We start from the raw sequence: 24,958 nt of genomic DNA, 5'->3' as shown, positions 1-24,958 counted from the left end.
CACTTGCCGCCTTACTGCGACTCGAATTATTTGGAGCTTTAGTTTTTATTTTTGGGTTACTGCATCCGGGTTTGCGCCGGATTGAATCTTTTATGCCGCTAAGGCTTTTATAATTTTGATGGCGTCACATCTGCCGGAATCGGGCAGCTGTAGGGCTGTTCGCGGCGCACGCGCTGGAACTCTTCGCGGCAGCGCGCCAGTGCTTCTTCATCCTGCAACAAGGTCAGCGCGGTGGCGGCCATCACTTTGGCGGCCAGACACATGCCTTTGTGGCCCAGCGAAGTGCGGCCCTGCGCCACCAGTTGCCAGGTGTGCAGCGGGGTACCAAAGGCGAAGCAAGGCGCAAAGCACTGCGCGGTTGGCGTCACCCAACTCACATCGCCGACATCGGTTGAGCCATACAGCAGCTCGCGCGTTATGGCATACGGTGCCACTTCATCCATCAAAATTTTGTCGCCCAGCGCCTCGGTCCATGCCACGCCTGCCTCGCCGCCGGTGCGCGCTGCGTTCAAACGCGCATTGCGCAGATCGTCCTTCGTTAGCGTGGCACGAATCTCGGCGGCGAACTGCTGCTCCTCCGCGCTGTACTCGGGCAAGCCAAACTGATGCAAGTTGCGCTCCATCACCGCTTCCAGCGCGCGATTCGGCACATAGTTGGAGCAGGCTTTATCGAAGCGCACCGTCATGGTGGTGTCGGTCATCAGGGCCGCGCCTTTGGCGATATTGATCACCCGCTGATAAATATCCTGTGCCTGATCGAGTTCTGGCGCGCGGATCAGATACAGCACTTCGGCATCGGCTTGCACCACATTGGGGGAAACGCCGCCGGTGTTGGTCACGGCGTAGTGCACGCGCGCTTCCTGCACGATATGTTCGCGCAGGAAATTGGCACCGGTGTTCATCAGGGTGACGGCATCCAGCGCACTGCGGCCCAGATGCGGCGAGTTAGCGGCGTGCGCGGCCACGCCTTTGAAGTGAAATGCGGCCTGGATATTGGCCAGCGTGCTGAGGTTGAACATGCCGCTGAAGCCTTCAGGATGCCAGGTGACAGCGGCATCCACGTCATCAAACAGCCCTTCGCGCACCATAAAGGTTTTGCCAGAACCGCCTTCCTCGCCTGGGCAACCGTAAAAGCGTAGCGTGCCGCGCTGGCTGTTCTCCGCCCACCATGCCTTGATGGCGAAGGCCGCGGCCAGTCCGGCGGTGCCCAGCAGATTATGGCCGCAGCCGTGCCCGTTGCCGTTTTCCACCAGTGGTTGTGGTGTGGCGCAGCCTGATTGCTGGCTCAAACCGGCCAGCGCATCAAACTCACCGAGGATAGCAATCACCGGTTTTCCACTGCCGATGCTGGCGATAAAGGCGGTGTCGATATTGCCGACGCCACGCTCGACGGCAAAGCCTTCCTGCTCCAGCGCATCGGCCAGAATGGCGGCGGATTGCGTCTCTTCAAAGCGGGTTTCCGGTACATCCCAGATGGCATCGCTAAGGGCGGTGAAGCGCGGCTGGTTTTCGTTGATGTAACGATCGATAAAATCGTGATGGCTCATCGCTGACCTCCAAACTGTGCCTGGTTCAGCGCCAGCGTCGCAAGGGTTTGCACCGCCGTAGCCATGATCGCTTCGTCAAAATCGAACTTCGCGTTGTGGTGGCCTGCCGCCAGATCGCAACCAAAGATCACATAGGATGACTGACCGCCACGCTGCTGCACGCGCTCCAGCATGTATGTGGCATCTTCCGAACCCGCCGCCTGCTTTTTGGTATCCACTACCGAGGTGAAAATCCCCATGGCATCGGCCTGCTGGTGGATAAAATCGACCCACGGCTGGCTTGGGGTACAGCTGCGTGCGCCACCCATTAGTTTGATGTCGTACTCAACGCCATACATCGCCGCCGCGCCGGAAATCACGCGCAGGGCTTGCTGATAGATGTCATCGTTAACCTGATTGCTGACGCCACGGGTTTCCACTTTCATCAGGGCGTAATCGGGTACCACGTTGCGTCCGGATCCCGCCTGCAACACACCTACGTTGACGCGTGCGACACCGCCGCTGTGTTGTGGCAGGTTGTGCAGCGCCAGTGTAGCTTGCGCGGCGGCCAGCAAGGCGTTACGACCCTCTTCTGGTTTACCGCCCGCATGCGCGCCGACGCCAGTGAAATTGACGTCCAGTTTGGTGGTGGCCAGGAAGCTGTCGCTGCCGCAAACGATTTCGCCAGCAGGTACGCCTGTGCCGAGATGGATAGCGGTAAACAGATCCACATCATCCACCACGCCTGCGGCCACCATCGCTTTAGCGCCACGCACGCCCTCTTCGGCAGGCTGGAAGATAATTTTAATCGTGCCGCTGAGCTGATCTTTCATCTCCATCAACACGCCCGCCAGCGCCAGACCGATGGTAGTGTGGCCATCGTGACCGCAGGCGTGCATCATGCCGGGGTTGCAGGAGGCAAATCCTTCACGGGTAGGGAGGTGGTCGGCATCACGGCTTTCGTTCTGGTCCAGCGCATCCATATCGACACGGAAGCCCATCACCGGGCCGGGACGACCGGTCTCCAGCGTGGCGACTACGCCGCAGAAGCCGCCTGAGAAATGTGAGATCCACTGTGGCAGTGCGCCTTGTTCCAGTGCGCGGGCTTCCTGCTGTGCCAGCACCTCGTCAGAAGGTAAGCCCATGCGCGCATCGGCATCGATCACGTCGCGGCCGAGCTTGAGCTGATAACCAAGACGATGCAGCTCTTCGGCCACTATCGTTGCAGTACGGAACTCCAGCCAGCCCGATTCGGCAAAATGGTGGAGGTCGCGACGCCAGCTTTGCATCTGCGGAATCCGCGCGTTGACGAGGTCGGAGAGGTTTTTCATCGGCATATCCTTTGTGTTGGTTTTTTATGCATTATCCCGAATCTACACAATGGTATTGGTGCGCATAAGATGCGAATATCTTGTCACTGATAAACAACGGTTATCACAAAAATCATGCCTGCCAACCTCAAACTTCATCAGCTGCGCGCTTTTGTCGATGTGGCCCGCCAGGGCAGTATTCGCGCTGCCAGCCGCTTATCGGGACTTTCACAGCCTGCGCTGACCAAAGCGATTCAGGAACTGGAGCTGGCGCTTGGCGCACGTTTGTTCGAACGTCGTCAGCAAGGCGTCACGCTAACGGATATCGGTGATAACTTTTTTCGTCATGCCAGTCTGGTGCTGGAAGAATTGCGCGTGGCGCAGGAGGATATTCAGCAGCGATTGGGATTGGCAGGGGGGCGGGTGAATATCGGCGTGGGCGGCAGTATTGCGCGCACTATCATGCCGCAGGTGATCACTCAGTTTCATCGTGAATACCCGCTGGTGAAGGTGCGTATCGTTGAGGGGCAACTGGTGTCGATGGTGCATGAACTGCGTCAGGGCGCGCTGGATTTCACCATTAATACCTACGATCAACATCATCTGGATCAGGAGCTGATTTTTGAGCGGCTAATGGAGCGTGACTATCAGGTGGTGATGCGTAAAGGCCATCCGATGGCGCATGCCCGCTCACTGAATGAGTTGCAGCACTGCGACTGGACCATGCCGACCCCGCAGGGCAGTTATTACCGCTTGCTGCACGATCTGTTTGGCGAGCGCGGTATGGCACCGAAGATCGTGGTGACCTGCGAAACCTTTATGGCCTGCACCAGTTTGGTCGCCAAAAGTGATTTTGTCAGCATCATCTCGCGCGATGTGATCGAAGATCCGACGCACGGTGGGCAGCTCATTGCCCTCGATCTTGACGATCCGCTACCCAAAGCCACCTTCTATTTGATCCAGCGGAAAGACACGGCGCTGACCCCAATGAGCGCGTATATGGCTCAGCTGTTCCGCCGCTATTGTCAACAAAGGTAAGAGTGCGGCCTGGCTCGCAGCTGATTACTTATTGCGCACTACACTTGCACTGGACGTTCCAATTGTGGAGAACTGACCATGCAAATTACACCTTATGTGTTTTACAACGGTCGCTGTGAAGAGGCGATAGCCTTCTATCTTGCGGCCACCGACGGCGAACTGCTGTTTAAAATGACCTTTGGCGATATGCCCGATGAAACCACCGTCGAAGATGAAGGTTGCCCCTCTGGCGTGACCTTCTCGCCTGAACAGATCATGCATGCCCATCTGCGCATCGGGCAGGGTGAATTAATGATGAGCGACGGTGCACAGCAGGCAAGTTATGCCGGATTTTCCGTGAGTCTATCCACGCCAGATGAAGCGCAGGGTAAACGTTGGTTTGACGCGTTGTCAGAGGGTGGGGAAGTGACGAAAAAGTGGGAACCGACGTTCTGGGCGCACGGTTTCGGCATGTTTACCGATAAGTTCGGCGTGCCGTGGATGGTGAATGCCTATAAGCCGCAGATTTGACGGGCAGGGTTTTACAGCCGGTCAGCCTACGTAGCGGCACAATTTAATGCGTTTCTGATAGCGATATTGCCGTTTCAGTAACGCGCGAAAATTGCGCCGCTAAGGATCTAGCTAATTAGAAGTTGTAACCCACGACCAGGTAGTAACCCCAACCGGTTGATTTCACTTCAAACGGACCGTTGCCGAAGTTCAGCTCTTGTCCATCCGCCCACTGACCGCCATTGTGGAAATAACGTGCCACGGTAGAAACGTGCCAGTGATCGTAGTTCAGCGACAGAATGTGGCTGGACGCGATCGAGTTGCTGGTACGTGATGGACCGGTCTCATCGCGCAGGTCTGAACCCCAGTCGAAGTTGGTGAAGCCGATGTAGCTCAGCTTGCCGCCCCACAGATCGGTAATCGGCACAAAGTATTTCACTTTGAAGCGATAACCATCCCAGCTGTTTTCGTTCGCTGCACCGTAGTTCTGCCACTGGTATTTGGCATACACGTTCAATGACAGACCGATATCGCTGTGGGTATCGATGTCGGTACCCAGACCCATGTACCAGGTGTTCTGACGCTGTGAAGCGTTGCGGCCCATGTCATAGATATAGTTGTTCGCGAAATACCACTCTTTAAACGGACCAAACGCCAGGCTGGTGCCGGTCAGTTTATCGATAGAGAAACGTGGCTCAATTTCCATGAACAGCGGCGAACCGTGGTCAAAAATGCCGTTAGCGTTGCTGTTACCCACGCCAAAGAAGTTGGTCAAGTCCGCATAGCCGTAGAAATCGAACCAGTCTTTTTTAGCAAAGGCTTCGTATTCGAGATACACGTCATTGTTGAACTGCGGCCCGAAGCGGGTGTGCGTACTGCCCACGACGTTAACGCTCTGATGCCACCAGTCTGAAAGATACTGCGGATCGCTGTCTGCCGCTTGTGCCGCGCCGGTCCAGCTGCTGGCCAGTAAGGCCCCTGCTATCAATGCTTTAAATTTCATTATTTTATTAACCACATGCTAGTGATTGCTGCGGTTGCGCCGCAATCGAGTGAAATCGATCCCAGGGGATGGGCCGTGTGTTGTTTTTATCCGGTCTGAATCGCCGAATTTTCAAATGTGCGTAATGTGCCTGTAACAGAGCGATAGGAAATAGATTTTGATCACGTTTGTCAAAATGTGTTGCATTTTGATTCACTGAATATGTGATTTTGATCACATAAATACCGTGTGGCGAACGGAACCCCGCAACCGTTTACGTTGTCGCGTACAACCGCAAAAATGTCAGATGCAGAAAAAGAACGTAGCGGCACGATTTATCATGCGCCTTTAAAATTTGGCGGCGAAAAATGCGTGGTTCATCGTGTAGGGCGATTTAGATGAGGAAAAGACGCAATACGTTGTGCCGCTACCGCGCTGGATATTCAAGGCGGTAGCGACACGTCGGTTATGGCAAGGTCACACGCACCTGCAGGCCGGAGATTTGTCCCTGGGCGTTATGGCAGTTCGACAGCGCGACCTGCATCTGATGCTTCTGCGCTACGCTGCGCACAATCGACAGACCCAAACCGCTGCCTTGCGCCTGTACATCTGGCGAACGGGTGAAGCGATCAAAGGCGCGTTCGATAAAGGACTCCGGCATGCCCGGCCCGTTATCGACGATATCCACCACGGTGTGATTGCCCACGCGATGCAGTAGCACATCTACCAGGCTGCCTTCCGGCGTGTGCAGCATCGCGTTGCCGATGAGGTTATCAAACAGGCTACGCAAATCGGAACGGCTGGCGTGCAGGCGATAGTGCGTGGTGCCATTAAAACCGATATCAATGCCGCGTTTATCGGCGACCACCATCAACTGCTCGATGCTCTCTTTCAGCAAATCATCGAGCTGGATGGTTTCCACCGTGGCCACCACCGACTGATCTTCCTGGCGCGAGATATTCAGCAACTGCGTCACCAGATGGCGGGTGCGCGTGACGCCTGCTTCCAGCTGATCAAACTGGCGACTGGCTTCACCAGGCTGAATATGCTGGCGCAGATTTTCCAGCTGCAAGGTGACGGCGGTAACCGGCGTGCGCAGTTCATGTGCCGCATCTTCAAGGAACTGTCGCTGCGATGACCAGGCTGCCCGTAGCTTATCGAGCAGAGAGTTATAAGCAGCCACCAGCGGTAGCACTTCATCCGGTAAGCCATCCGGCGATACCGAGTGTGGATGCATTGTTTCTTGTGCGGCAATCTGTCGCGAGGCAACGCGCAAATCTCGCGTGATGGCACGTACTACCAGCCAGATCACCAGCAGTGACAGCGGCATCATCAGCATTAAGGGAATGATGGCGGACAGCACCCGCTTCACCATCAAACTTTTCATGTAGCCGATGTTGTGTAAAACCTGAATATTACCGATTTCACTGCCCAGTTCGCCGGGACGGGTATACACGCGCCAGTCACAGTCATCGCCACAGTCGCCGACTTTTAAATCGGACCAGCCTTTTTTTGCCTGCAGCGGCGCCTGTAAAGCAGGCCATGAGCTGGCACGCAGATGATTATTGGTGTCCCACAGCTGAACGATGTAGGTGCTCTTCAGCTTCTCTTGCTGCATCACCATTGGCATCAGCGCAGGCATACGCTGGCTGGAGGACCAGGCATCAGCAATCTTGGCGAGCTGATCGTCCTTCATGGTGCCCATCATGTCGCCATAACAATGGTAGAAATACCAGGTGACGCCGCCGATCATCGCCAGGTGCAGCAGCACCAGCGTGGCGAGCAGTTTGTTACGCAGGGAGCGCATAAAAGTGAAAGGTTTCATATTGCCGGTACTCGCCAGCCCAAACCGCGCACGTTGCGAATCACTTCGTTATCGAGCTTGCGGCGCATGCCGTGGATCAGTACATCAACGGCGTTGCTGGTGACTTCTTCACCCCAGCCGTAAATGCGGTTCTCTAATTGTTCGCGTGACAGTATGGCACCTGGTCGCTCCAGCAGAGCGTAGAGCAGGGCATATTCGCGTGCAGTCAGCTGTTCGCGTTGGCCTTTGTACAGCACTTCGCGCGTCATCATATCCAGCTGCACATCGCCACTGCCTAACAGGGAATCCGCCGCTCCGTGACGACGTCGGGTGATTGCACGCATGCGCGCCAGTACCTCTTGCAGATCAAAGGGTTTAAGCAAATAGTCATCGGCGCCGCTGTCGAGTCCCTGAATGCGTTGTTGCACCGTGTCACGCGCAGTCAGCACCAGCACGGGCGTCATATCGCCACGCGTACGCGCACGCTTCAATACGTGAATACCGTCTTCACGCGGTAAACCGAGATCGAGCAGCACGCAGGTATAACCGCCTTCGGCCCAGGCATTGGTGGCAAATACGCCATCGCGCACCCAGTCCACCGACCAGCCCGCCGCTTCCAGCGCCTGCTGCAAGTTGGCGCCAATCATTTCATCATCTTCTACCAGCAGCACACGCATAGTGTTCTCCCAAACTGATGGACGCAGTGTAGCGCCAGATAATTAGGCCAGAATTACCCTCCGTCATACTTCCCGCTGCAGAGGCGTTAGCTGCGAGCATTCACCCCCGTCACTGACTTATATAAGAGCCTGAGGATTCACGCTCTTGCTGCCTTTCTGCCGCTGGACTTATTAAGGCGGAGCACCCATTTCCCCTCTTGCTAATTCTGCGCTAATTTTCTGCTAATTAAGGGATAAATTTAACGCGCTACAGTGACTGCACTGGACATATTGTCGAAGCAGGAGGTTCCCATGAATCAGCGCGAATTTATCCGTAGTTTGCTGGACTGGATTGAAGACAACTTAGGGCACGATTTGCATCTGGATGAAGTAGCACGCCGCTCGGGATACTCCCGCTGGCATCTGCAACGTCTGTTCCGTCAGCACACCGGTTTTTCTCTGGCAGAGTACATCCGTCAGCGCCGGTTGACTGAGTCCGCGCTCACGCTGATCAACAGCGATGAAGCGATTCTGCAGGTGGCGATGAGCTACGGGTTTGATACGCAGCAGGCGTATACCCGCACCTTTAAGAACTACTTCAGCGTCACGCCGGGTCAATTGCGTCGTCAGCGCCGCGTTGAACAGGAACGTTTGTTGTTCCCGCTGGCGGTGGCCAGTTGATTGATGACGCTGATAGTGATCTGCAAAGTAGACGTAGCGGCGCAATTTATTGCGCAGTAAATCGCGAAGGGATTGCGCGATAAATTACGCCGCTCCACCCCGTTCGCTGATTAAATTCGGTGCTTATTGCGGCTTTTACTTTTAAGCTGCTGTTCTCAGTTTGTTAACCACCAGAGAACATGGACAACAGCGATAATCTCACCGCCATGATGCTGTTTGCGCGCGTCGTTGAGCGGCAAAGCTTTAGCGAAGCCGCGCGAACCTTAGGTGTCTCTAAATCGCATGTCAGTCGCGAAATCGCGCGGCTGGAAGTGCGACTCGGCATCAAACTGCTGCAGCGCACCACGCGGAAAGTGGCGTTGACCGAGCTGGGTCAGGCTTACTATCCGTTTTGTACCCGCATGCTGGAAGAGATGCACCGCGCCGATGCGTTTGTGCAGCAGGTTCATCAACTGCCCGCGGGTAATGTGCGCTTACAGGCGCCAATCACCTATGGCTGCCAGTGCGTCGTCCCCACTCTAAATGACTTTATCCGCCGTCATATTCATATCAATGTCGATCTCGACCTCACCACCAGTGACGATCCGCAGCCCAGCGCGGATGTGGCAATCGTGATTCGTGCGCGTGCGCCGGAAGTCGCTAATTATCGCGAACTGAGCACCATCGAGTGGGGACTCTATGCCACGCCGGATTATCTGGCAGCGCATCCCGCTATCGACCATCCAGAGCGCCTGACACGTCACGATTTGTTGCTGTTCCACGGTCCCGCGCATACTGCCGCACTGCCGTTTCGCCGCGATAAACAGCGGCTGGCGTTGGATGTGCATAGCCGTTTCCGCGCCAATAACAGCATGGCGCTGCTGAATGCGGCGCTGGCCGGCACCGGCATCGCTTATTTGCCAGCGTATATGACGCAAGAGGCGCTGGGGCGCGGCGAGATCCAACAGGTGTTGCCTGAGTGGCAAATGGATCGTTTACACAGTTATCTGCTGCTCAAAGAGCAGCCGCAACCTTCATCCCCCGTGACGTTGCTGTGTGATGCGTTAATTAATGCCTTGAGCGGCAGTTAATTGTTGTTGCCTGACAACAATATTACGCTGTTTGGCAAATATCTCTCTCTCCCTGTTTTATGTCGTGCTCCGCTGTTAGCCTGCTAAAAAAGCAAAAACAGGGAATGACTATGTCGCAATCATCAACAGTGTTAGCGCCTGAGCAGCAACACTGGAAACGTAATTTGTTTGTCTGCGTGCTGGGTTCGTTCAGCACCATTGTGGCGATGACGTTGCTGCTGCCGTTTCTGCCACTCTATGTGCAGCAACTTGGCGTGCAGGAACCTGCCGCGATTGCGCGCTGGTCGGGTGCTGCATATGGTGCCACTTTCCTCAGCGCCGCGTTAACCGCACCGTTGTGGGGCAAACTGGCGGATCGCTATGGCCGCAAACTGATGTTGATTCGTGCCAGCCTCGGAATGGCGATTGCCATGCCGCTGATTGGCATGGCGACGGCGCCGTGGCAACTGGTTGCCTTGCGTTTGCTGGCGGGATTATTGGGGGGCTACGCATCGGGTTCAACCATCATGGTCGCGGCGCAAACGCCAAAAGAGCAGACCGGTTGGGCGCTGGGCGTGTTGTCTTCCGGCATTATGGCGGGCAACGTGGTGGGGCCACTGCTGGGCGGGGTGTTGCCACCGCTGATTGGCATTCGCCATACCTTCTGGCTGACCGGCGCCGTGATTTTCCTCGCCTTCCTTGCCACCACCTTTTTATTAAAAGAAGCGCCGCGTCAGCCGGGTAAAAAGACGGTGCAAACTCACGATGAGAGTGAGAAGCCGGTCAATCTGCCACTGGTGCGACTGATGTGGTTATCAGGCATGCTGCTGATTTTTGCCAATATGTCGATTGAACCGATTATCACGCTGTATATCGGTCAGTTCGTGCAGGGCGATCATGCGATTACGGTGACGGCGGGCGTGGTGATGGCGGCGGCTGCGCTGGGCAGTATTCTCTCTGCGCCGCGTTTGGGGCGCCTGGCGGATCGGGTAGGGCATGGCCGCGTGCTGGTTTACGGCCTGGTCGTTTGTGCCCTGTTGTTAATCCCGCAGGCGTTTATTACTCAAGCCTGGCAATTAGTGGTGCTGCGTTTTCTGATGGGCATGGCGTTGGGCGGTTTGATGCCGTGCGTGACGGCGCTGATTCGCCACAATGTGCCGCAAGGGCAGGTGGGGAAAATGTTGGGGTATTCGACTTCGGCCCAGTATGTCGGTCAGGTCTCAGGTCCGTTATTTGGCGGGTTTGTCGGTGGTGCTTTCGGCATGCGGCCAGTGTTTCTGGCGACCTGTGTGATCATGGCGCTGTGCGCGCTGTTAAATGCGCGGGTGTTAAAGAAGCCGTAACGGCGACAGGTATGGCGCTTCGAACAACCATTAGCTTCTTCATAACGATGCGATACGCCAGAGTGCAGGCAGTGAGACAATAAAAAAGGCGGGCTTCGCAGCCCGCCTTTGTCACATCAAACCAGAAACTTATTTAGCATCTGGCAGTGCGTAGGCAATGACGTAATCGCCCAGCTTAGTACCAAACGAACCGTGACCACCTGCAGCAATGACAACGTACTGCTTGCCATCCACTTCGTAGGTCATCGGTGTTGCCTGGCCACCGGCTGGCAGACGTGCCTGCCACAGCATTTCCCCGGTGTTGGTGTCGAACGCGCGCAGATAGTTATCGGCAGTCGCACCAATAAAGAACACGTTACCGGCCGTGGTAATTGGGCCGCCCAGCATTGGCATACCCATTTTGAACGGAACCGGAACCGGCGCGCTGTCGCGAACGGTACCGATACGTTTTTTCCACACGGTTTCGTTGGTTTTCAGGTCAACCGCTGAGACATAGCCCCAGGCCGGTTGTTTACATGGCAGACCCAACGGAGACAGGAACGGATTCAGCTCGACGCCGTACGGTACACCGTACTGTGGCTGGATACCGGTTTCAGTACCTGAACCGCCTTTGTCATCGGCTGGTGGCTCGATCGGATTACCCGGACCGCGTGGCACCAGTTTAGAGACAAACGGCAGCGCCATTGGGTTAGCAATCGCGATCTGGCGATGTGGATCTACCGCGATACCGCCCCACTCGAACATACCGAGGTTTCCAGGGAACACCAGCGTACCTTGCTCAGACGGCGGGGTGAACGGACCTTCGTAGCGCAGACGCTTGAAGATCACGCGGCACACCAGTTGGTCGAACATGGTTGCGCCCCACATGTCCTTGTCCGTCAGATTGTTCTTCGGACGGAAGGTCAGTTCGGAGTACGGCTGAGTTGGGGATACGTGATCACCTTTCGCAGCGCCCTGTGGCACTGGAGTTTCCGGTGCGGGGACAACTGGCTTACCGGTACGACGATCCAGGACAAAGATGTTACCGGTTTTGGCCGGGGCATAAATCACCGGAACGGTGTTGCCATCTTTGTCAGTGATATCGGCCAGCGTCGGTTGTGACGGCAGGTCCATATCCCACAGATCGTGATGCACGGTCTGATACGACCACACCAGCTTGCCGGTGGTGGCGTTCAGTGCCAGTACGCTGCTCGCGAAACGTTCCTGGTCAGGCGTACGGTTACCACCCCAGATGTCTGGTGTGGTCACGCCCATTGGCAGGAATACGGTATCCAGTTTTGGATCGTATACTGCCGGTGCCCAGGAGTTCGGCGAGTTCATGGTGAAGGTATGTTCATCATCTGGAATCGCGTTGGGATCTTTCGCGCCCGGATCAAACACCCACAGCAGTTTACCGGTATTCACATCAAAGCCACGAATAGCGCCTGACGGTTCACGGGTTGAGTAGTTATCGGTGACCGCACCGGCGATCACGATAGTGGTATCCGTGATGATCGGTGGTGAAGTCGGCTCATACTGGCCTGGGGTCAGTACCGGCTGTTTGTGCTGCAGATCCAGCTCACCGTTGTTACCAAACGCGGCACAACGTTCACCGGTTTCGGCATCCAGCGCGAACAGACGACCGTCGTTCACTGGCAGATAAATGCGACGTGAACACAGCGCAGGCTGGGTGTTAGACGCATCCGCTGCTGCTGGCATTTCATGGTAAGAGACACCACGGCAGGTCACATGCTGGAAGGTTGGATTCGGTTTTAAGCCCGGATCAAATTTCCACTTCTGCTTACCGGTTTTTGCATCCAGCGCAAACAGAATCTGGTGCGGTGAGCAGAGATACAAGGTGTCGCGGATTTTAATCGGCGTCACTTCGTCGGTGATTTCACCTGGGTCGTTCGGGGTTTTCAGATCGCCCGTCTGGAACTGCCAGGCTACCTGCAACTCTTTCACATTACCGGTGTTGATTTGCTTCAGTGGAGAGAAGCGCGTGCCTTGCTGGTCACGCGCGTACGCAGGCCAGTCAGCATCCTTGATGTTATCCTTGATGTTGCTCAGCGGCTGCGCTTGCGGGGCATTATCTGCCGCCGCTGGGATTTCACCGTTCAGCTCCTGCGGATCGTGGAACACTGCCCACGCCAGCACCAGCACGCTGGCAATCAGCGCAACGGCCATCAGACCCAGCGCGCCTTTACCTGCATGATTCAGACCGCGATACACAAACGGCAGAATCAGCCAGATGCCGAAGATCACCAGCACATCGGTACGTGGTGCCAGCGCCCAGAAGTCGAAACCAACTTCCCAAACGCCCCACACCAGCGTTGCCAACAGCAACAGTGCATACAGCATGATCGCTGCACCGCTACGGCGCCACAGCAGGATAGCGGTGATCAACATAATCACACCGCCAATAACGTAGTACCAGGAACCACCAATTGCGGCTAGCCATACACCGCCTACCAGCATAAATGCGCCTGTGAGCAGTGCGAACAGCACCGTCAAAAAGCGAATCACGCCAAAAGATGAGGAAGCTTTCCCCATAATATTAACCTCTTTCTTTGCCATAAACTTAAAAGGAAACAACGCATTAGGTTGTTTCCCGACATAGAGTACGAAGTGACTTAAAATGTTCGATCGCAGCGCTTCCGTTACGCAAGATGATCCCTTTGCGTTAAATTTTATCTTAAAAACGTTAACGGGTTTGATTTTTTTAGTGCTTTGCGCTTGTGGAATGGTAGTAGTGCGACATTTTATGAGGAGATTCTAACGTTATGCCCGAAGAGATCGGGACATAACGGCAAGAGGCGGCATTTCGTGTAAGCGTTTACACTTCAAACAGGGTGTTGCTGGTGCGTTGTTCCTGCCAGCCAGAAAGTTGCAGGTCTTCATAGACAGACAACGGCAGAGTTAATTGCGGAGTGCGTAATATCACCTCTGCTTCTCTTTCCCGGCAGGATCCGAGCAAAAAGGGAAAGCTGAACTTGAGATAATTATCATTGAAGAAATCATCGTTCAGGACAATTCCCCTGAAGGGAAAAGAGGCAATATTCTTCCAGCACGTTCCTGGCGGAGCCAAATCATAAAGCCAGAATGCGTGATGCTGTGCGGCTTCTCGTAATGCCGCTTCATGCTTAACTAAACTGGCACAATTGATAGCAAGGGAGACATTTTTCATTTGCAGGCTGGGATAATTTTCTGGCGCCTTTAAAAAGCGCGCAAGACTATTTCCCACTAAAGGGATAATTATTCGTTCGGGCGCATCGGGCAACTGATTGTGCAGTGAAATTATGTTGCTTCCGTTAAGTAATACTGTGCTTTCCTGTTCACATTGCATAAAGGGTGCTGAATAACACACGCCCATCAGTGCCCCGTCGAGGCGACGGATACGCTCAGTAACATAAGGATTGTATGAACTGTTTTCCATTTATCTCTATGAATAAATTAATTAACTGGAACGTCTTAATTATTATAAGGACGGCAAGGTTGCTGTGATCTTTACGCTTCCAATATAGATCGAAATGTTTGTTAAGGTCACCTTTTTTAGCTGTCTCTGATAGAGAGATATGGCGGCTAAAAGATGTATTTAATATTGAGTTATTGGAATTTCTGGAATGATTCAGATATTTTCAGGTGAAAACAATCAGCCTGCTAATATTCAGAACTCTATGCTTAGTTAAATTTTAGATAAGCAACTGTTTTTAAAGCGCACGGCTAGCCATTGCTTGCCAGCGTCAGATGTCGCACTCTGTGGCCGCAAGATGATAATGAGAGTCGGTAAACGGCTTTTCACCAGGCTGGTGCAATGATGCTGGCCGGAAGATGATTTAGGATGGGATAAAATATGGCTTCACCGTTATCCGCAGCAGAAGACTCTCTGTTGCGGCACAGGTCGTTTGTCGCCTTCTGGCTGGCGCGCACCTGTTCATCGTTTGGTTTCCAGATGTTCTCCGTGGCGGTTAGCTGGCAAATCTACGCCCTTACGCACAGCGCGATGGCGTTGGGGATGATTGGCCTGATGCAGTTCCTGCCTTCGGTATTACTGGCTCTGCCGGCCGGCCATCTTGCCGACCAGTTTGATCGCCGCCGCATTGTGCTGGTCGGGCAATTGATTGAATGGCTAGCTCTGCTTGGCCTGGTGGCACTGACGCTGATGCACTGGGCGGATAAAATTGAAATTTGGGGATTGGTGTTTCTGATCTCCGTGGCCAAAGCGCTGGAGTGGCCGTCGATCACGTCGATGCTCCCTGCGCTGGTTCCTCCACCCATTCTTGCGCGTGCCATGGCGGCGAGTTCAGTGGGCGGTCAGGCAGCGGTGATCGTCGGCCCAACCTTGGGTGGCCTGCTGTATGTGGCCGGTCCCGAGGTGGTTTACGGCGTCTCCGCCCTGTTTTATCTGTTCTCTCTGGTGCTGGTCAGCCGCCTTCGTTATGAACGTCCGCCCCAAACGCGGATGCCGATGAATCTCACCACCATGTTTGCGGGCGTGCGTTTTATTCGTGAGCGCAAAGATGTGTTGGGTGTGATCTCTCTCGATCTGTTCGCCGTGTTACTGGGAGGTGCCACCGCGCTGTTGCCGATCTTCGCGCAGGATATTCTGCATACCGGCCCCTGGGGATTGGGCATGCTGCGCGGTGCACCTTCTGTAGGGGCGCTCATTGTTGGCGTGTGGCTGAGCCGTCACAAGCTGGAAAAACACGTCGGCATGATTATGTTTGGTTCGGTGGCGGGCTTTGGGGTCGCCACGCTGGTGTTCGCGCTCTCCACGCAATTATGGCTCTCTCTGCTGGCGCTGGCCGCGCTGGGTGGGTTCGACATGGTGAGCATGGTGATTCGCGGTGCGCTGGTACAGCTGGATACGCCGGATGATATGCGCGGTCGCGTGAATGCGGTCAACGCCATCTTTATTAACACCTCAAATCAGCTGGGTGAGTTTGAGTCAGGCTTGCTGGCGGCGTGGATGGGGGCGGTGCCTGCCGCAGCACTTGGCGGGATCGGCACGCTGGTGGTGGTGGCGGTGTGGATGACGATTTTCCCGCATCTGCGCAAACGGCAGAAGCTGGAGAATGAAAACGCAGGTTAAGTGCCAACAAAAACCGGCTCGCGGGCCGGTTAATGATGTCACCACTCTGCACTGCCATGAAAAGCCCCGCGCAAAGGGGGATCTGCGCGGGGAGGTTGACCTTATACGGTCGCGGTTTTCCCCAGGCTGGCGTCAAATTGTTTCCAGCTGTCTGTCATATCCACCACGGTTTTCGATTTTCGTGCTTCATCGATTTTGATCGCGGTCAGACCCGCTTCCAGTGCATCCACCACGGATACTTTCAGTGGCGTTCCCTGTTTAATGTGTTTGACGATCTCTTCAGCCATCAACGCATCGGCACCATAGTGACCGTCATAAGCATTGCCGCTGTAGGTGGTATCGACTTCGCGCTCGCCGGTACGGGCGTTGTGTACGCGGAAGTAGTTACGCACAAAGTCGCCCTCGGCCATGCCGTCGGTGCCCATCACGCAGAAACGACGAAATTCATCCGGCACGTTGAGGTTGGCGTGGAAGGCGAGAGTTGCGCCATTGGCGTATTCGATCAGCGCCGTCTGGTAATCGACGATATCGGCGTCGCCGTCAAACACCGCATCCGTGCTCGACCAGCCGCTGGGCTTCACGTGATACACCTCTGATTGCGGCGTGACAGCCCCGGTGGGTGCATGCTGCGGGGTGAAGTTCTTACGTCCACCAAAGCTGGCAACGCGCACCGGGCGTTCACCGACCAATCCCTGATAGAGGTCGATGTCGTGGCAGCATTTTTCCAGAATATAAGGACCGGCGTATTTTTCCAGACGTCGCCAGTCGCGCTGGAAGAAGGCGCCGTGATAAGGCTTGATGTGTTCAGTGGCTTCGATTGAGGTGATTTCACCGAGACGATTTTCATCGCGTGCGTTCAATAGATCGTGATACAGCGGTGAGTAACGCAGCACCAGGCCGACCAGAATGCGCTCATGGCCATATTGTTGTACCAGTTGCGCCATCGCCATCGTCTGCTCTTCATTGATCACCACCGGTTTCTCGGTAAACACGGTGTAACCGGCGGCCAGCCCCTGACGGATATGCTCGAGGTGCATAAAGTTGGGTGACCCCACCAGCAACAGATCGAAACCACCGTGCTGGAGCAGCGCATCCACGCTGTCGAACGCCTTCCCGGCATCAATACCGAAGGTGTGAAGATTTGGCAAGCCAGCGGGAGCCGGATCGACGTAACCCACCACGGAGAACTCTGCGTCAGCTTTGTTGAACTCTTTCACCACATGGGAAAGACGAAAGCCCAGACCAATAATGCCCACTTTCATGTTGTACCCCTGAAGCCCGTTGCTTGTTAGCTGCCCGACCCATCAGGCTGCTGATAATCTGACCATTAACTTATTACGGCAGAAAAACTAATGTCAATCCGTAACGCCGATCTCAAATTGGTACTTTTTGTTATCTTTATGTTTTAAATGAATATTAATTAACTATACGGAATGCGTATTTATTTGTGATTGCGATTTAAGTTTTTTTCCCCTATCTTTCGCACATCTATAAGCATCATGCCGTTCGTGGCAGGCAGGAGGAAGCGCGTGCAATCACTTTTGCTGGGTATTGATGGCGGTGGTACACACTGTCGCGGGCGCCTGACGGACCACGCTGGCCACGTGCTGGCGGAAGCAACGGGCGGGCCCGCCAATGTCTGGTCGCAGTATGATGCCGCCATCAACGCCATTGAATCGGTCATCGACACGCTCTTTCAACAAGCGGGGCTGGCTGCTGATGCGCGTGACCGCACCCTGCTGGTGGCGGGTTTGGCGGGGGCCAATGTGGCATCGGTGCATTCACGGCTGCAAAGCTGGCAGCCTCGTTGTCAGGCGCGTTATCTGTTTACCGATGTCGAGATCGCCTGCGCGGGTGCGCACGATGGTGCACCAGGCGCGGTGCTGATTGTCGGGACGGGCAGCCAGGGCGCAGCCTGGGACGGCGCGCAGTTTACCCTGCTGGGTGGCTGGGGTTTTGCCCTGTCGGATGCCGGTTCAGGCGCCATCCTTGGACGCCGTGCACGGCGCTTAGCGTTGCTGGCGCACGAAGCTATCGTGCCTGCTTCAGCGCTGACTGAACGTATTATGGCGTTGCATCAACACAGCCCGGAACAGATGTTACTCTGGTCACAGCAGGCAACACCCGCCGAGTGGGGCAGCGTGGTACCTGAAGTCTTTGCCGCTGCACAGCAGGGCGATCCCCATGGCATTGCGCTGGTGCAGCAGGCCGCTGCCGATATCGTGCAGATGGTGCAACCCTTGCTGGCACGCAGTCACGGCAAACTGGCCCTGATGGGGGGGCTTGCGGTGCCGATTCAGCCCTGGTTACCGGCCGAGATTGCTGCACAGCTTGTGCCGCCGCAGGGCGATGCCTTAAGCGGCGCACTGCGCCTTGCCAGCCAGTTCAGCCAGCAACCGGCTTAGCCTCTTCTAACTTAAAAAAGAGATCCATGAGCGCTCCCAACGTAACTGCACGCATTTTGCGGCTGATTGTCGAAAATGCGCCAATCAGCCAGTCTGACCTCAAAGTCCGTAGCGGCCTGAGTATGTCCACGGTTTCGCAGGCCACCAACCGCTTGCTCTCCGGCGGTATTGTGCAGGAGCTGGGGTTGCGTCGTGTATCAATGGGACGACCGAAAACCCTGCTCGGCCTCAACCCGGATCACGCCAGTGTGGTGGGCATTCAGCTTAACGCCGAACGTAATTTGATCGTCTTAACCGATCTCAGCGGCAACATTATTGGCGAACAGCAGATCCCTTCAGGCGCGATGACCCCCAAGCAACTGGGTGATGCGCTGGCGAAGTTTTTGCGTGGTGTGGAAGGAAAGAAAGTCGGTGCCATTGGGCTTGCACTCTCGGGGCTGGTGGATGCCAGCAACGGCGTTTGCGTCTTGTCACGCGCGCTGGGCTGGAACAACGTGCCGATTGCACGCCTGCTGGAAGAACGTTTTTCACTGCCGGTCTTTATCGAAAATGATGCCAATGCCTTAGCCATGGCCGCGCTGGTATTTGGTCAATTGGGCCATGCGCAGTCAGCAGTGATCGCCACCTTTGGCAAAGGGATTGGGGCCGGAATCTTGCTGGATCGCCAGCTCTATCGCGGCCGCCATGGCAAAGCCGGTGAGATTGGTGTGTCATTGCTCGGTGATGGCTCCGAACGTTTGCTGGAAGATGTCGCCTCGTCACAGGCGATTTTGCAGCGTGTGGCAGTTTCACTGAAAGAGGCGCTGCCGCAGACGTTACGCGATCTGGATAGCCAGCCCACACCTGAAGTGCTTAGCGCGCTGGCGGAGGCCGGGCAGCATCTGGGCATGTCGCTGGCGAATCTGTCGGTGGCTTACGATCCTGACGTGGTGTATCTGGCGATGGAGCCGCAGATGGCCTCGCGCATCCTGCTCGACCACATTACGCAGAGCTTCCAGACCTATCGCCTGAAGATCACGCCGCAGATGACGCCGCTGCAGTTCCTCACTGAGTCGAATCGGATGTGGGCACAGGGTGCGGCAGGTTTTGCGGTGAATAAGCTGTTGGATTTACTGGCGGCGCAGGCTGATGAAGAGACGGTGTCTTAAAGCAGCAATAGCTGTAGTGGCGCGATCTGCATCGACGTTGTTCACTCGTTATAAGGAGAGCGCCGTAGCATAACTACGGCGCTTGCTTCGTTCAGGCGCTTAACGCAGGCGCAATCCCTGCTCATCAAACAACATTCCGCGCTCAGCATTGATCTGATAGCTGACGCGGTCGCCAATCTCATGTTCTGCCGCGTTACGCTCCTCAATCACCAGTAACTTCTCCTCACCGATATCCAGGTAAAGATAGTTGGTGTGCCCCAGCATCTCGCTGAATGACAAATCAGCGCTAAAGCTCAGCGCATCGGTATCCTGATTAGCCGGCGAGAAGTGTTCAGGTCGAATTCCCAATGTGACTTTTTGCCCTTCATGACAGGCTGCGTCGATCTTCATGGTCAGCGTGTGAATGCCTAAGGCAGGCACGCGCAACTGCACGGCACCTGGTGCGATCGTGGCAATTTCCGCCTGCAGGAAGTTCATCTTCGGAGAACCGATAAACCCGGCGACAAACAGATTGTCGGGATCGTGATACAACGCCATCGGAGCACCCACCTGCTCAATTTTGCCCTGGCGAAGTACGACGATGCGATCGGCCAGCGTCATCGCTTCCAGTTGGTCGTGCGTGACATAAATCATGGTGTTGCCCAGTGAGGCGTGCAGGCGAGCAATCTCAATGCGCATCTGTAACCGCAGCTCAGCATCCAGATTGGAGAGCGGTTCATCAAACAGGAAAATACGTGGATGGCGGATAATGGCACGACCGATGGCCACACGCTGACGCTGGCCGCCGGAGAGCGCACGTGGCAGGCGATCCAGCAGTTCCGTCAGATGCAGACGCGCCGCCGTCTGGTTAATCGCTTTCTCAATTTCCGCTTTGGATTTCTTCATCACTTCCAGCGGGTAAGCCAGATTGCCGCGCACCGTCATATTCGGATAGAGCGCATAGGACTGAAACACCATGGCAATGCCACGCTCGGTGGCGGGCTGGTGCGTCATGTCTGCGCCTTCAATCAACAGCTTGCCGTCGCTGATCTCCTCCAGCCCGGCAATCATGCGCAGCAAGGTCGATTTACCGCAGCCGGAAGGGCCGACAAACACCACGAACTCGCCGCTGTTAATGGTGAGATCGATACCGTGAATCACATTCACATGGTCGTAGGACTTTTTAACGCTTTGCAGATGCAGGCTGGTCATGGTGATGCCTCAATCAGAGTAGTTGGCCCATGTAGATGGCGTTGCTGCGCATAATGGGCGTGAAACCGAGACGTTGATAAAAGCCGCACACCTTCTCGTTTTGCAGGCTTACGCCCAGATAAACACCCGCTACGCCAGCGGCGCGTAGGTCCTGCAGCAGTTGCTCAATCAGTTTTCGTCCCCAGCCGCCTTGCTGGGCTGGCGGCAGCAGATTGATATGCAGATGTGCAGGCCATTGCGCTACCAGTTGTTCTGCAGCGGCATCTGGCTGGAGGATGGCGTCCAGCACTTTGCTGTCGAGGGGGGCTCGCGGCGTGTAGTCGCGATATTGTTGTTGCAGTGGCGGCCACCACTGCGCATCCAGTTCTGCTTCGAAGGCGCGTGTATCCGGTGCTGCCACCGCATAACCCATCACTTCACCCTCTATTTCAAGGGCATAAGCAAAGTCAGGCGCAAAGCGCGCGTAGGGAATGACAAAGCGCAGGCCGGGCAGTGCCGGGTCGGAATAGAGCGCGGTGGCATCAGTGCCCGCATTGGCCGTTTCTAAGCAGATGCGCGACAGGGCCGGAAAATCGCTCTCGCTGGCGCGGCGAATAACACCTTTAGCCGTCATGGTGGTGCCTCTGTGGTCATGAGATGAACAGATTTTACGGTAAATAAAGCTGACTTAGTTTTCAAGGTGTAATAATTGCGCTACCGCACAACATCGAGGTAAATCCTGAGGGCGGACGGTGGCGTGAACGGCCACGTGAAGCGGCGCAGAGCCTGTGGTGCCTGTGTTCTGGGATGATTTTGCCGCAAAGGCCTCTCACATCTCTCAATAAGTATAGAATTTTCATATGGTCTGTCAGTGGGTTAATGCGGCTGAATGGCGTAAGTGATTTGTGCTGTCGGCAGAGGCATGTCTTCTTATGGTGTGCGCTTCAGCGGCTGTCTTGCAGAATTCTCTACTGCATAGCCCGCTTTTCTTCTCACAGTTTGCACTGTATCACAGAGCAAAAATTCCGCAGTGAGGGTGTTTGACTTTCTTTTGTTCATAAAGTAAGTATGAATTAACGTCGTTATTACTGCTGCTGAATCAACCTGCCAGGACATGCAGGTGTCGCGATGAAGGGATGCCAGTCATCTGTTGGAGAAACCGAGCATGATGTGTGATTCAACCAAACGTCCGTCCCGTATGAAAAGCTCACTGCGCAGTGTGTCGCGTCTGGTTTCAGCCGGGATTTTGCTCGGTGCGACCCTGGCGACGGCACAAGCGGTCACGCTGAACGAATGGGATATTTATAACTATCCGCAGCAAACCGAAGCCGTGGATGAAGCAGTTAAAGCGTTCCAGCAGAAGAATCCGGGCATTACCATCCAGCGCTCGGTTCACTCTTTTGAAGACACACGCATTCCACTGAAGCTGGCGCTGACTGCCGGTGATGGCCCGCAAATCGCGCAGGTCAATCAGGGCGGTGGCGATATGGGTTCGCTGGTGAAAGACAAACTGCTGTGGCCGCTGGACGATTATGCCAAAACTTACGGCTGGAGCACGCGCTTCCCGGATTCGATCCTCAAGCGTAACCGCTGGTCTGATAAACAAGACTTTGGTAGCGGCAAACTGTATGGCGTGGCGAGTCTCGGTGAAATGGTGGGGCTGTATTACAACAAGGCGCTGCTGGACAAAGCGGGTGTTGCGGTACCGAAAACCCTGCCTGAACTCGAAGCGGCAATGGAGAAACTGAAAGCCGCGGGTACGCCGCCGATGATGCTCGGCCTGCTGGATGGCAATATGGGCCAGCAGCTGCTGAGTACGGTATGGGAAGCACAGATTGAGAGTAAAGATCGCAAAGCCCTCGACGATCTGATTTACGACGTCGGCGGCACCTTCAAAGACGACAAGCTGGTGAAAGCGGCGAGCATGATGAAAAGCTGGAAAGATAAAGGCTACTTCTTCCCTGGCTTCGAAGGCATTGGCCATGATGATGCGGCCACGCTGTTCCAGAATGGTCAGGCCGCGTTCCTGGTGAGTGGCACCTGGTATCTCGGTCAGTTCAAAGACAATAAAGATGTGCACTTCGCGGCGATGCCGATGGGTGAGGGTGTGCAACATGCGCTAATGGTGGGCGGTACCGATCTGGCGTTCTCGATCACCAATACCGCGAAAACCAAAGAGCAGCAGGATGCGGCGGCCAAATTTATCGATTACATCGTATCGGATGAGATGGCTAACCGCTGGTTGAAAGTGGGCTTCCTGCCGGCAGGCACCAGCAAGAATGCACAAATCCCGGCGGATAACCCGTTGCTGGCAGAGACATATCAGGTTTGGGTGACCCTCAACGAGCATGATGGCCTCGGCCATTATCTGGATTGGGCCACGCCGACCATGAACGCCGAGCTGAATCAGAACGTGCAGCTGTTACTGGCCGGAAGACAGACGCCGGAGCAGATGGTCACCAATTTCGACAACAACTATCAACGTTACCTGAAAACCCTGAAGCACTGATGATGTCCGGCCCGACAGCAATGCCGGGTCGTGAATTAGCCTGCAAGCGAGTAAGGTTATGCTGAACAAATCTGCCTGGCGCAATGCGCTCTATCTTCTGCCTGCCGTACTGGTCTATGCGGTGTTTTTACTCCTGCCGCTGCTGGCCTCGCTCGGCATCAGTTTCACCGAGTGGGATGGCACCTCCTTGCCGATTTTCACCGGTATCAGCAACTACGTGCGCATGTTCCAGGATCCGGTGTTCTGGGTGGCGCTCGGCAACAACGCGCTGCTGATGTTGTTTTACACCTTGCTGCCAATTGGCGTCGGTCTGCTGTTGTGCAGCTTCCTGTATGAAACGCGCAACGGCAAAGAGCGCAGCGTATTGCGTATTCTGTTTTTCCTGCCTTACATCATGCCGATGGCGGTATTGGGCGTGGTGTGGCGCTGGCTGTATAACCCCGCGTTTGGTCCTATCGATCAGTTCCTGCGCGCGATTGGCTTGCCGCAGTTGGCTCTGTCGTGGCTGGGGGATTTCACCTGGGCGTTACCGGCAGTGGGTTTTGTCGCCACCTGGTATTTCTTTGGATTCTGTCTGGTGCTGTTTATGGCTGGATTACAGCGCATGGATCCTTCGCTGTTAGAAGCCGCCGATTTGGATGGTTCTTCTCGCCGCCAGAAGTTTATGCGTATCACGCTGCCCTCGCTGCGCCCGGAGTTGCGCATCGCGCTGCTGCTGACGGTGATTGCCAGCCTGAAGGCCTTTGATCTGGTGTATGTGATGACGCAAGGCGGGCCGGGTACGTCGACTATGGTGACCAACATCTTTATGTATAAGCAGGGCTTTGATCTGCACTACTTTGGCTACGCGTCTGCGGTTGCCGTGTTCAGTATGTTGATTGTGCTGATGATCAACGCCTGTATTCATTTTGCTATTCGGGAGCGTCACTGATGCGCGGTACGCCTGTTGTCTCACGCGCACTGATTTGGATTGTCGCGCTGATGACCATCCTGCCGTTTTTAATGGCGCTGATGACCTCGTTCAAAACCCAGATGGAGCTGTTTCAGGGCGTGTTCACGCTGCCTTCATCGCTGAACTTCAAAAACTACGTGACGGCCTGGCAGCAGGGGCACTTCAACGTCTACTTTATGAACTCGGTGCTGGTGGTGATTCCGGTGGTGATCAGCAGCATTTTGTTAGGGATTCTGGCGGGATTTGGTTTTGCCTGGCTGAAAATCCCTGGTAAGAAGGTGATAGCGGCGATGCTGGGTCTGGGCATGGTGCTACCGAGCGAGGCTTTCATTATCCCGCTCTACCACGAACTGCGCTGGATGGGGCTGACGAACACGTATCTGGCGCTGATCCTGCCACAAATTGCCTTATCACTGCCGTTCACCACGTTGATGATTGCCACTGCACTGCAACAGGTGCCACGTGAACTGGTTGAAGCGTCAGTGATGGATGGTGCATCCCGGCGCAAAATCCTGTGGGGCATTCTGGTGCCCGCCATCTGGCCGACGCTCTCGACGCTGGCGCTGCTGCTGTTTATCTGGACGTGGAATGAGTTCCTGATTCCGCTGATTCTGGTAAACAAGGATGAACTGCGCACCTTGCCAATCGGCATGATGTTCTTCCAGAACAAAAACACCATTGATATTCCGGTGCTAATGGCGGGCGCGATGATTGTGATCATGCCGCTGGTGGCGGTGTTCCTGGTGTTCCAGCGCAAGTTTATCAGCGGAGTGACGGAAGGGGCGGTGAAGTAGGGGTGCGCCAGAGCACGACTCTGTGAGCACC

At 55.2% G+C, this 24,958-nt stretch carries 21 protein-coding genes; 11 read left to right on the top strand and 10 right to left on the bottom strand.

Features of this window, described 5'->3' with window-relative positions; genetic code table 11:
* Positions 1–107: 107 nt before the first annotated feature.
* Positions 108–1,547, bottom strand: a complete 1,440-nt coding sequence (locus AC1MDE_RS11425; protein ID WP_479401245.1) for a M20 family metallopeptidase — start codon at positions 1,545–1,547, stop codon at positions 108–110.
* On the bottom strand, positions 1,544–2,857 hold the full coding sequence (locus AC1MDE_RS11420; RefSeq protein ID WP_058962222.1) for an amidohydrolase: 1,314 nt from the start codon (positions 2,855–2,857) through the stop codon (positions 1,544–1,546). Before AC1MDE_RS11420 ends, AC1MDE_RS11425 begins: the two co-directional genes overlap by 4 nt.
* Positions 2,858–2,971: 114 nt before the next feature.
* Here AC1MDE_RS11420 and AC1MDE_RS11415 point away from each other — a divergent pair, with 114 nt between their 5' ends.
* Together AC1MDE_RS11415 and yjdN are read left to right on the top strand one after the other, a co-directional pair.
* A complete protein-coding gene (locus AC1MDE_RS11415) occupies positions 2,972–3,874 on the top strand; it encodes a LysR family transcriptional regulator (RefSeq protein WP_034826814.1) in 903 nt (300 codons plus the stop codon).
* A 78-nt stretch (positions 3,875–3,952) separates the two neighbouring features.
* Positions 3,953–4,384 (top strand): VOC family metalloprotein YjdN, encoded by a 432-nt coding sequence (gene yjdN, locus AC1MDE_RS11410; protein WP_034826811.1) that lies wholly within the window; start codon positions 3,953–3,955, stop codon positions 4,382–4,384.
* Positions 4,385–4,499: 115 nt separating this feature from the next.
* Here yjdN and AC1MDE_RS11405 read toward each other — a convergent pair whose 3' ends face one another.
* The 3 genes from AC1MDE_RS11405 to AC1MDE_RS11395 all read right to left on the bottom strand — a co-directional run bounded on the left by AC1MDE_RS11405 (position 4,500) and on the right by AC1MDE_RS11395 (position 7,826).
* Positions 4,500–5,366 (bottom strand): nucleoside-specific channel-forming protein Tsx, encoded by an 867-nt coding sequence (locus tag AC1MDE_RS11405; protein WP_034826809.1) that lies wholly within the window; start codon positions 5,364–5,366, stop codon positions 4,500–4,502.
* Between the two features lie 445 nt (positions 5,367–5,811).
* The gene (locus AC1MDE_RS11400) at positions 5,812–7,170 is read right to left on the bottom strand and encodes a sensor histidine kinase (protein WP_034826807.1); all 1,359 of its coding nucleotides are present in this window, start codon (positions 7,168–7,170) and stop codon (positions 5,812–5,814) included.
* Entirely contained in the window at positions 7,167–7,826 is a 660-nt protein-coding gene (locus tag AC1MDE_RS11395) for a response regulator (RefSeq protein ID WP_034826805.1), read from the bottom strand. Before AC1MDE_RS11395 ends, AC1MDE_RS11400 begins: the two co-directional genes overlap by 4 nt.
* A 291-nt stretch (positions 7,827–8,117) precedes the next feature.
* Here AC1MDE_RS11395 and AC1MDE_RS11390 point away from each other — a divergent pair, with 291 nt between their 5' ends.
* The 3 genes from AC1MDE_RS11390 to AC1MDE_RS11380 all read left to right on the top strand — a co-directional run bounded on the left by AC1MDE_RS11390 (position 8,118) and on the right by AC1MDE_RS11380 (position 10,878).
* The gene (locus tag AC1MDE_RS11390; protein ID WP_034826803.1) at positions 8,118–8,486 is read left to right on the top strand and encodes a helix-turn-helix domain-containing protein; all 369 of its coding nucleotides are present in this window, start codon (positions 8,118–8,120) and stop codon (positions 8,484–8,486) included.
* A gap of 179 nt (positions 8,487–8,665) precedes the next feature.
* Entirely contained in the window at positions 8,666–9,556 is an 891-nt protein-coding gene (locus AC1MDE_RS11385; protein ID WP_034826801.1) for a LysR family transcriptional regulator, read from the top strand.
* A gap of 110 nt (positions 9,557–9,666) precedes the next feature.
* Positions 9,667–10,878 (top strand): MFS transporter, encoded by a 1,212-nt coding sequence (locus tag AC1MDE_RS11380; protein WP_480344561.1) that lies wholly within the window; start codon positions 9,667–9,669, stop codon positions 10,876–10,878.
* A 129-nt stretch (positions 10,879–11,007) separates the two neighbouring features.
* Here the strand turns inward: AC1MDE_RS11380 and AC1MDE_RS11375 are convergent, their stop codons facing one another.
* Together AC1MDE_RS11375 and AC1MDE_RS11370 are read right to left on the bottom strand one after the other, a co-directional pair.
* Positions 11,008–13,410, bottom strand: coding sequence for a glucose/quinate/shikimate family membrane-bound PQQ-dependent dehydrogenase (locus tag AC1MDE_RS11375; RefSeq protein ID WP_479414788.1), 2,403 nt, complete (start codon positions 13,408–13,410; stop codon positions 11,008–11,010).
* A gap of 283 nt (positions 13,411–13,693) precedes the next feature.
* A complete protein-coding gene (locus AC1MDE_RS11370) occupies positions 13,694–14,293 on the bottom strand; it encodes a hypothetical protein (RefSeq protein WP_479414787.1) in 600 nt (199 codons plus the stop codon).
* Positions 14,294–14,710: 417 nt separating this feature from the next.
* On the opposite strand from AC1MDE_RS11370, the gene AC1MDE_RS11365 reads away from it, so the two are divergent.
* Positions 14,711–15,949 carry an MFS transporter gene (locus AC1MDE_RS11365; protein WP_097118986.1) on the top strand — a complete coding sequence of 413 codons (1,239 nt, stop codon included), beginning with the start codon at positions 14,711–14,713 and terminating at the stop codon, positions 15,947–15,949.
* Positions 15,950–16,050: 101 nt separating this feature from the next.
* On the opposite strand, the gene AC1MDE_RS11360 is transcribed toward AC1MDE_RS11365, so the two are convergent.
* Positions 16,051–17,211: a Gfo/Idh/MocA family protein gene (locus tag AC1MDE_RS11360; RefSeq protein WP_160834344.1), complete on the bottom strand. Its 1,161-nt coding sequence runs from the start codon at positions 17,209–17,211 to the stop codon at positions 16,051–16,053.
* 267 nt (positions 17,212–17,478) lie between these two features.
* Between AC1MDE_RS11360 and AC1MDE_RS11355 the strand changes: the two genes are divergently transcribed.
* Together AC1MDE_RS11355 and AC1MDE_RS11350 are read left to right on the top strand one after the other, a co-directional pair.
* The gene (locus AC1MDE_RS11355; RefSeq protein ID WP_176505788.1) at positions 17,479–18,354 is read left to right on the top strand and encodes a glucosamine kinase nucleotide-binding domain-containing protein; all 876 of its coding nucleotides are present in this window, start codon (positions 17,479–17,481) and stop codon (positions 18,352–18,354) included.
* A 26-nt stretch (positions 18,355–18,380) separates the two neighbouring features.
* On the top strand, positions 18,381–19,502 hold the full coding sequence (locus AC1MDE_RS11350; RefSeq protein ID WP_058961835.1) for an ROK family transcriptional regulator: 1,122 nt from the start codon (positions 18,381–18,383) through the stop codon (positions 19,500–19,502).
* A 99-nt stretch (positions 19,503–19,601) separates the two neighbouring features.
* On the opposite strand, the gene AC1MDE_RS11345 is transcribed toward AC1MDE_RS11350, so the two are convergent.
* Together AC1MDE_RS11345 and AC1MDE_RS11340 are read right to left on the bottom strand one after the other, a co-directional pair.
* Positions 19,602–20,693 carry an ABC transporter ATP-binding protein gene (locus AC1MDE_RS11345; RefSeq protein WP_058961836.1) on the bottom strand — a complete coding sequence of 364 codons (1,092 nt, stop codon included), beginning with the start codon at positions 20,691–20,693 and terminating at the stop codon, positions 19,602–19,604.
* Positions 20,694–20,706: 13 nt separating this feature from the next.
* Entirely contained in the window at positions 20,707–21,306 is a 600-nt protein-coding gene (locus AC1MDE_RS11340) for an N-acetyltransferase family protein (protein WP_479401237.1), read from the bottom strand.
* 531 nt (positions 21,307–21,837) lie between these two features.
* Here AC1MDE_RS11340 and AC1MDE_RS11335 point away from each other — a divergent pair.
* The 3 genes from AC1MDE_RS11335 to AC1MDE_RS11325 are packed head-to-tail and all read left to right on the top strand — an operon-like array spanning position 21,838 to position 24,927.
* Complete coding sequence (locus AC1MDE_RS11335; RefSeq protein WP_153012331.1) at positions 21,838–23,181, top strand: extracellular solute-binding protein; 1,344 nt, start codon at positions 21,838–21,840, stop codon at positions 23,179–23,181.
* Positions 23,182–23,239: 58 nt separating this feature from the next.
* Positions 23,240–24,112, top strand: coding sequence for a carbohydrate ABC transporter permease (locus tag AC1MDE_RS11330; protein WP_038643559.1), 873 nt, complete (start codon positions 23,240–23,242; stop codon positions 24,110–24,112).
* On the top strand, positions 24,112–24,927 hold the full coding sequence (locus AC1MDE_RS11325; RefSeq protein WP_034826777.1) for a carbohydrate ABC transporter permease: 816 nt from the start codon (positions 24,112–24,114) through the stop codon (positions 24,925–24,927). Before AC1MDE_RS11330 ends, AC1MDE_RS11325 begins: the two co-directional genes overlap by 1 nt.
* Positions 24,928–24,958: the final 31 nt, after the last annotated feature.

The organism is Pantoea folii (genome assembly GCF_056678875.1).
Note: the sequence above shows the minus strand (reverse complement) of the source record. Positions and strands in the feature narration are given on the sequence as shown.

What these genes read in the sequence shown, in the direction of transcription:
- AC1MDE_RS11370 (WP_479414787.1), bottom strand. Translation starts at nt 14,293, where the DNA reads ATGGAAAACAGTTCATACAATCCTTATGTTACTGAGCGTATCCGTCGC.
- AC1MDE_RS11420 (WP_058962222.1), bottom strand. Translation starts at nt 2,857, where the DNA reads ATGAAAAACCTCTCCGACCTCGTCAACGCGCGGATTCCGCAGATGCAA.
- AC1MDE_RS11395 (WP_034826805.1), bottom strand. Translation starts at nt 7,826, where the DNA reads ATGCGTGTGCTGCTGGTAGAAGATGATGAAATGATTGGCGCCAACTTG.
- AC1MDE_RS11390 (WP_034826803.1), top strand. Translation starts at nt 8,118, where the DNA reads ATGAATCAGCGCGAATTTATCCGTAGTTTGCTGGACTGGATTGAAGAC.
- AC1MDE_RS11340 (WP_479401237.1), bottom strand. Translation starts at nt 21,306, where the DNA reads ATGACGGCTAAAGGTGTTATTCGCCGCGCCAGCGAGAGCGATTTTCCG.
- AC1MDE_RS11360 (WP_160834344.1), bottom strand. Translation starts at nt 17,211, where the DNA reads ATGAAAGTGGGCATTATTGGTCTGGGCTTTCGTCTTTCCCATGTGGTG.
- AC1MDE_RS11325 (WP_034826777.1), top strand. Translation starts at nt 24,112, where the DNA reads ATGCGCGGTACGCCTGTTGTCTCACGCGCACTGATTTGGATTGTCGCG.
- AC1MDE_RS11380 (WP_480344561.1), top strand. Translation starts at nt 9,667, where the DNA reads ATGTCGCAATCATCAACAGTGTTAGCGCCTGAGCAGCAACACTGGAAA.
- AC1MDE_RS11350 (WP_058961835.1), top strand. Translation starts at nt 18,381, where the DNA reads ATGAGCGCTCCCAACGTAACTGCACGCATTTTGCGGCTGATTGTCGAA.
- AC1MDE_RS11375 (WP_479414788.1), bottom strand. Translation starts at nt 13,410, where the DNA reads ATGGGGAAAGCTTCCTCATCTTTTGGCGTGATTCGCTTTTTGACGGTG.
- AC1MDE_RS11330 (WP_038643559.1), top strand. Translation starts at nt 23,240, where the DNA reads ATGCTGAACAAATCTGCCTGGCGCAATGCGCTCTATCTTCTGCCTGCC.
- AC1MDE_RS11405 (WP_034826809.1), bottom strand. Translation starts at nt 5,366, where the DNA reads ATGAAATTTAAAGCATTGATAGCAGGGGCCTTACTGGCCAGCAGCTGG.
- AC1MDE_RS11425 (WP_479401245.1), bottom strand. Translation starts at nt 1,547, where the DNA reads ATGAGCCATCACGATTTTATCGATCGTTACATCAACGAAAACCAGCCG.
- AC1MDE_RS11335 (WP_153012331.1), top strand. Translation starts at nt 21,838, where the DNA reads ATGATGTGTGATTCAACCAAACGTCCGTCCCGTATGAAAAGCTCACTG.
- AC1MDE_RS11345 (WP_058961836.1), bottom strand. Translation starts at nt 20,693, where the DNA reads ATGACCAGCCTGCATCTGCAAAGCGTTAAAAAGTCCTACGACCATGTG.
- AC1MDE_RS11365 (WP_097118986.1), top strand. Translation starts at nt 14,711, where the DNA reads ATGGCTTCACCGTTATCCGCAGCAGAAGACTCTCTGTTGCGGCACAGG.
- AC1MDE_RS11400 (WP_034826807.1), bottom strand. Translation starts at nt 7,170, where the DNA reads ATGAAACCTTTCACTTTTATGCGCTCCCTGCGTAACAAACTGCTCGCC.
- AC1MDE_RS11385 (WP_034826801.1), top strand. Translation starts at nt 8,666, where the DNA reads ATGGACAACAGCGATAATCTCACCGCCATGATGCTGTTTGCGCGCGTC.
- AC1MDE_RS11415 (WP_034826814.1), top strand. Translation starts at nt 2,972, where the DNA reads ATGCCTGCCAACCTCAAACTTCATCAGCTGCGCGCTTTTGTCGATGTG.
- yjdN (WP_034826811.1), top strand. Translation starts at nt 3,953, where the DNA reads ATGCAAATTACACCTTATGTGTTTTACAACGGTCGCTGTGAAGAGGCG.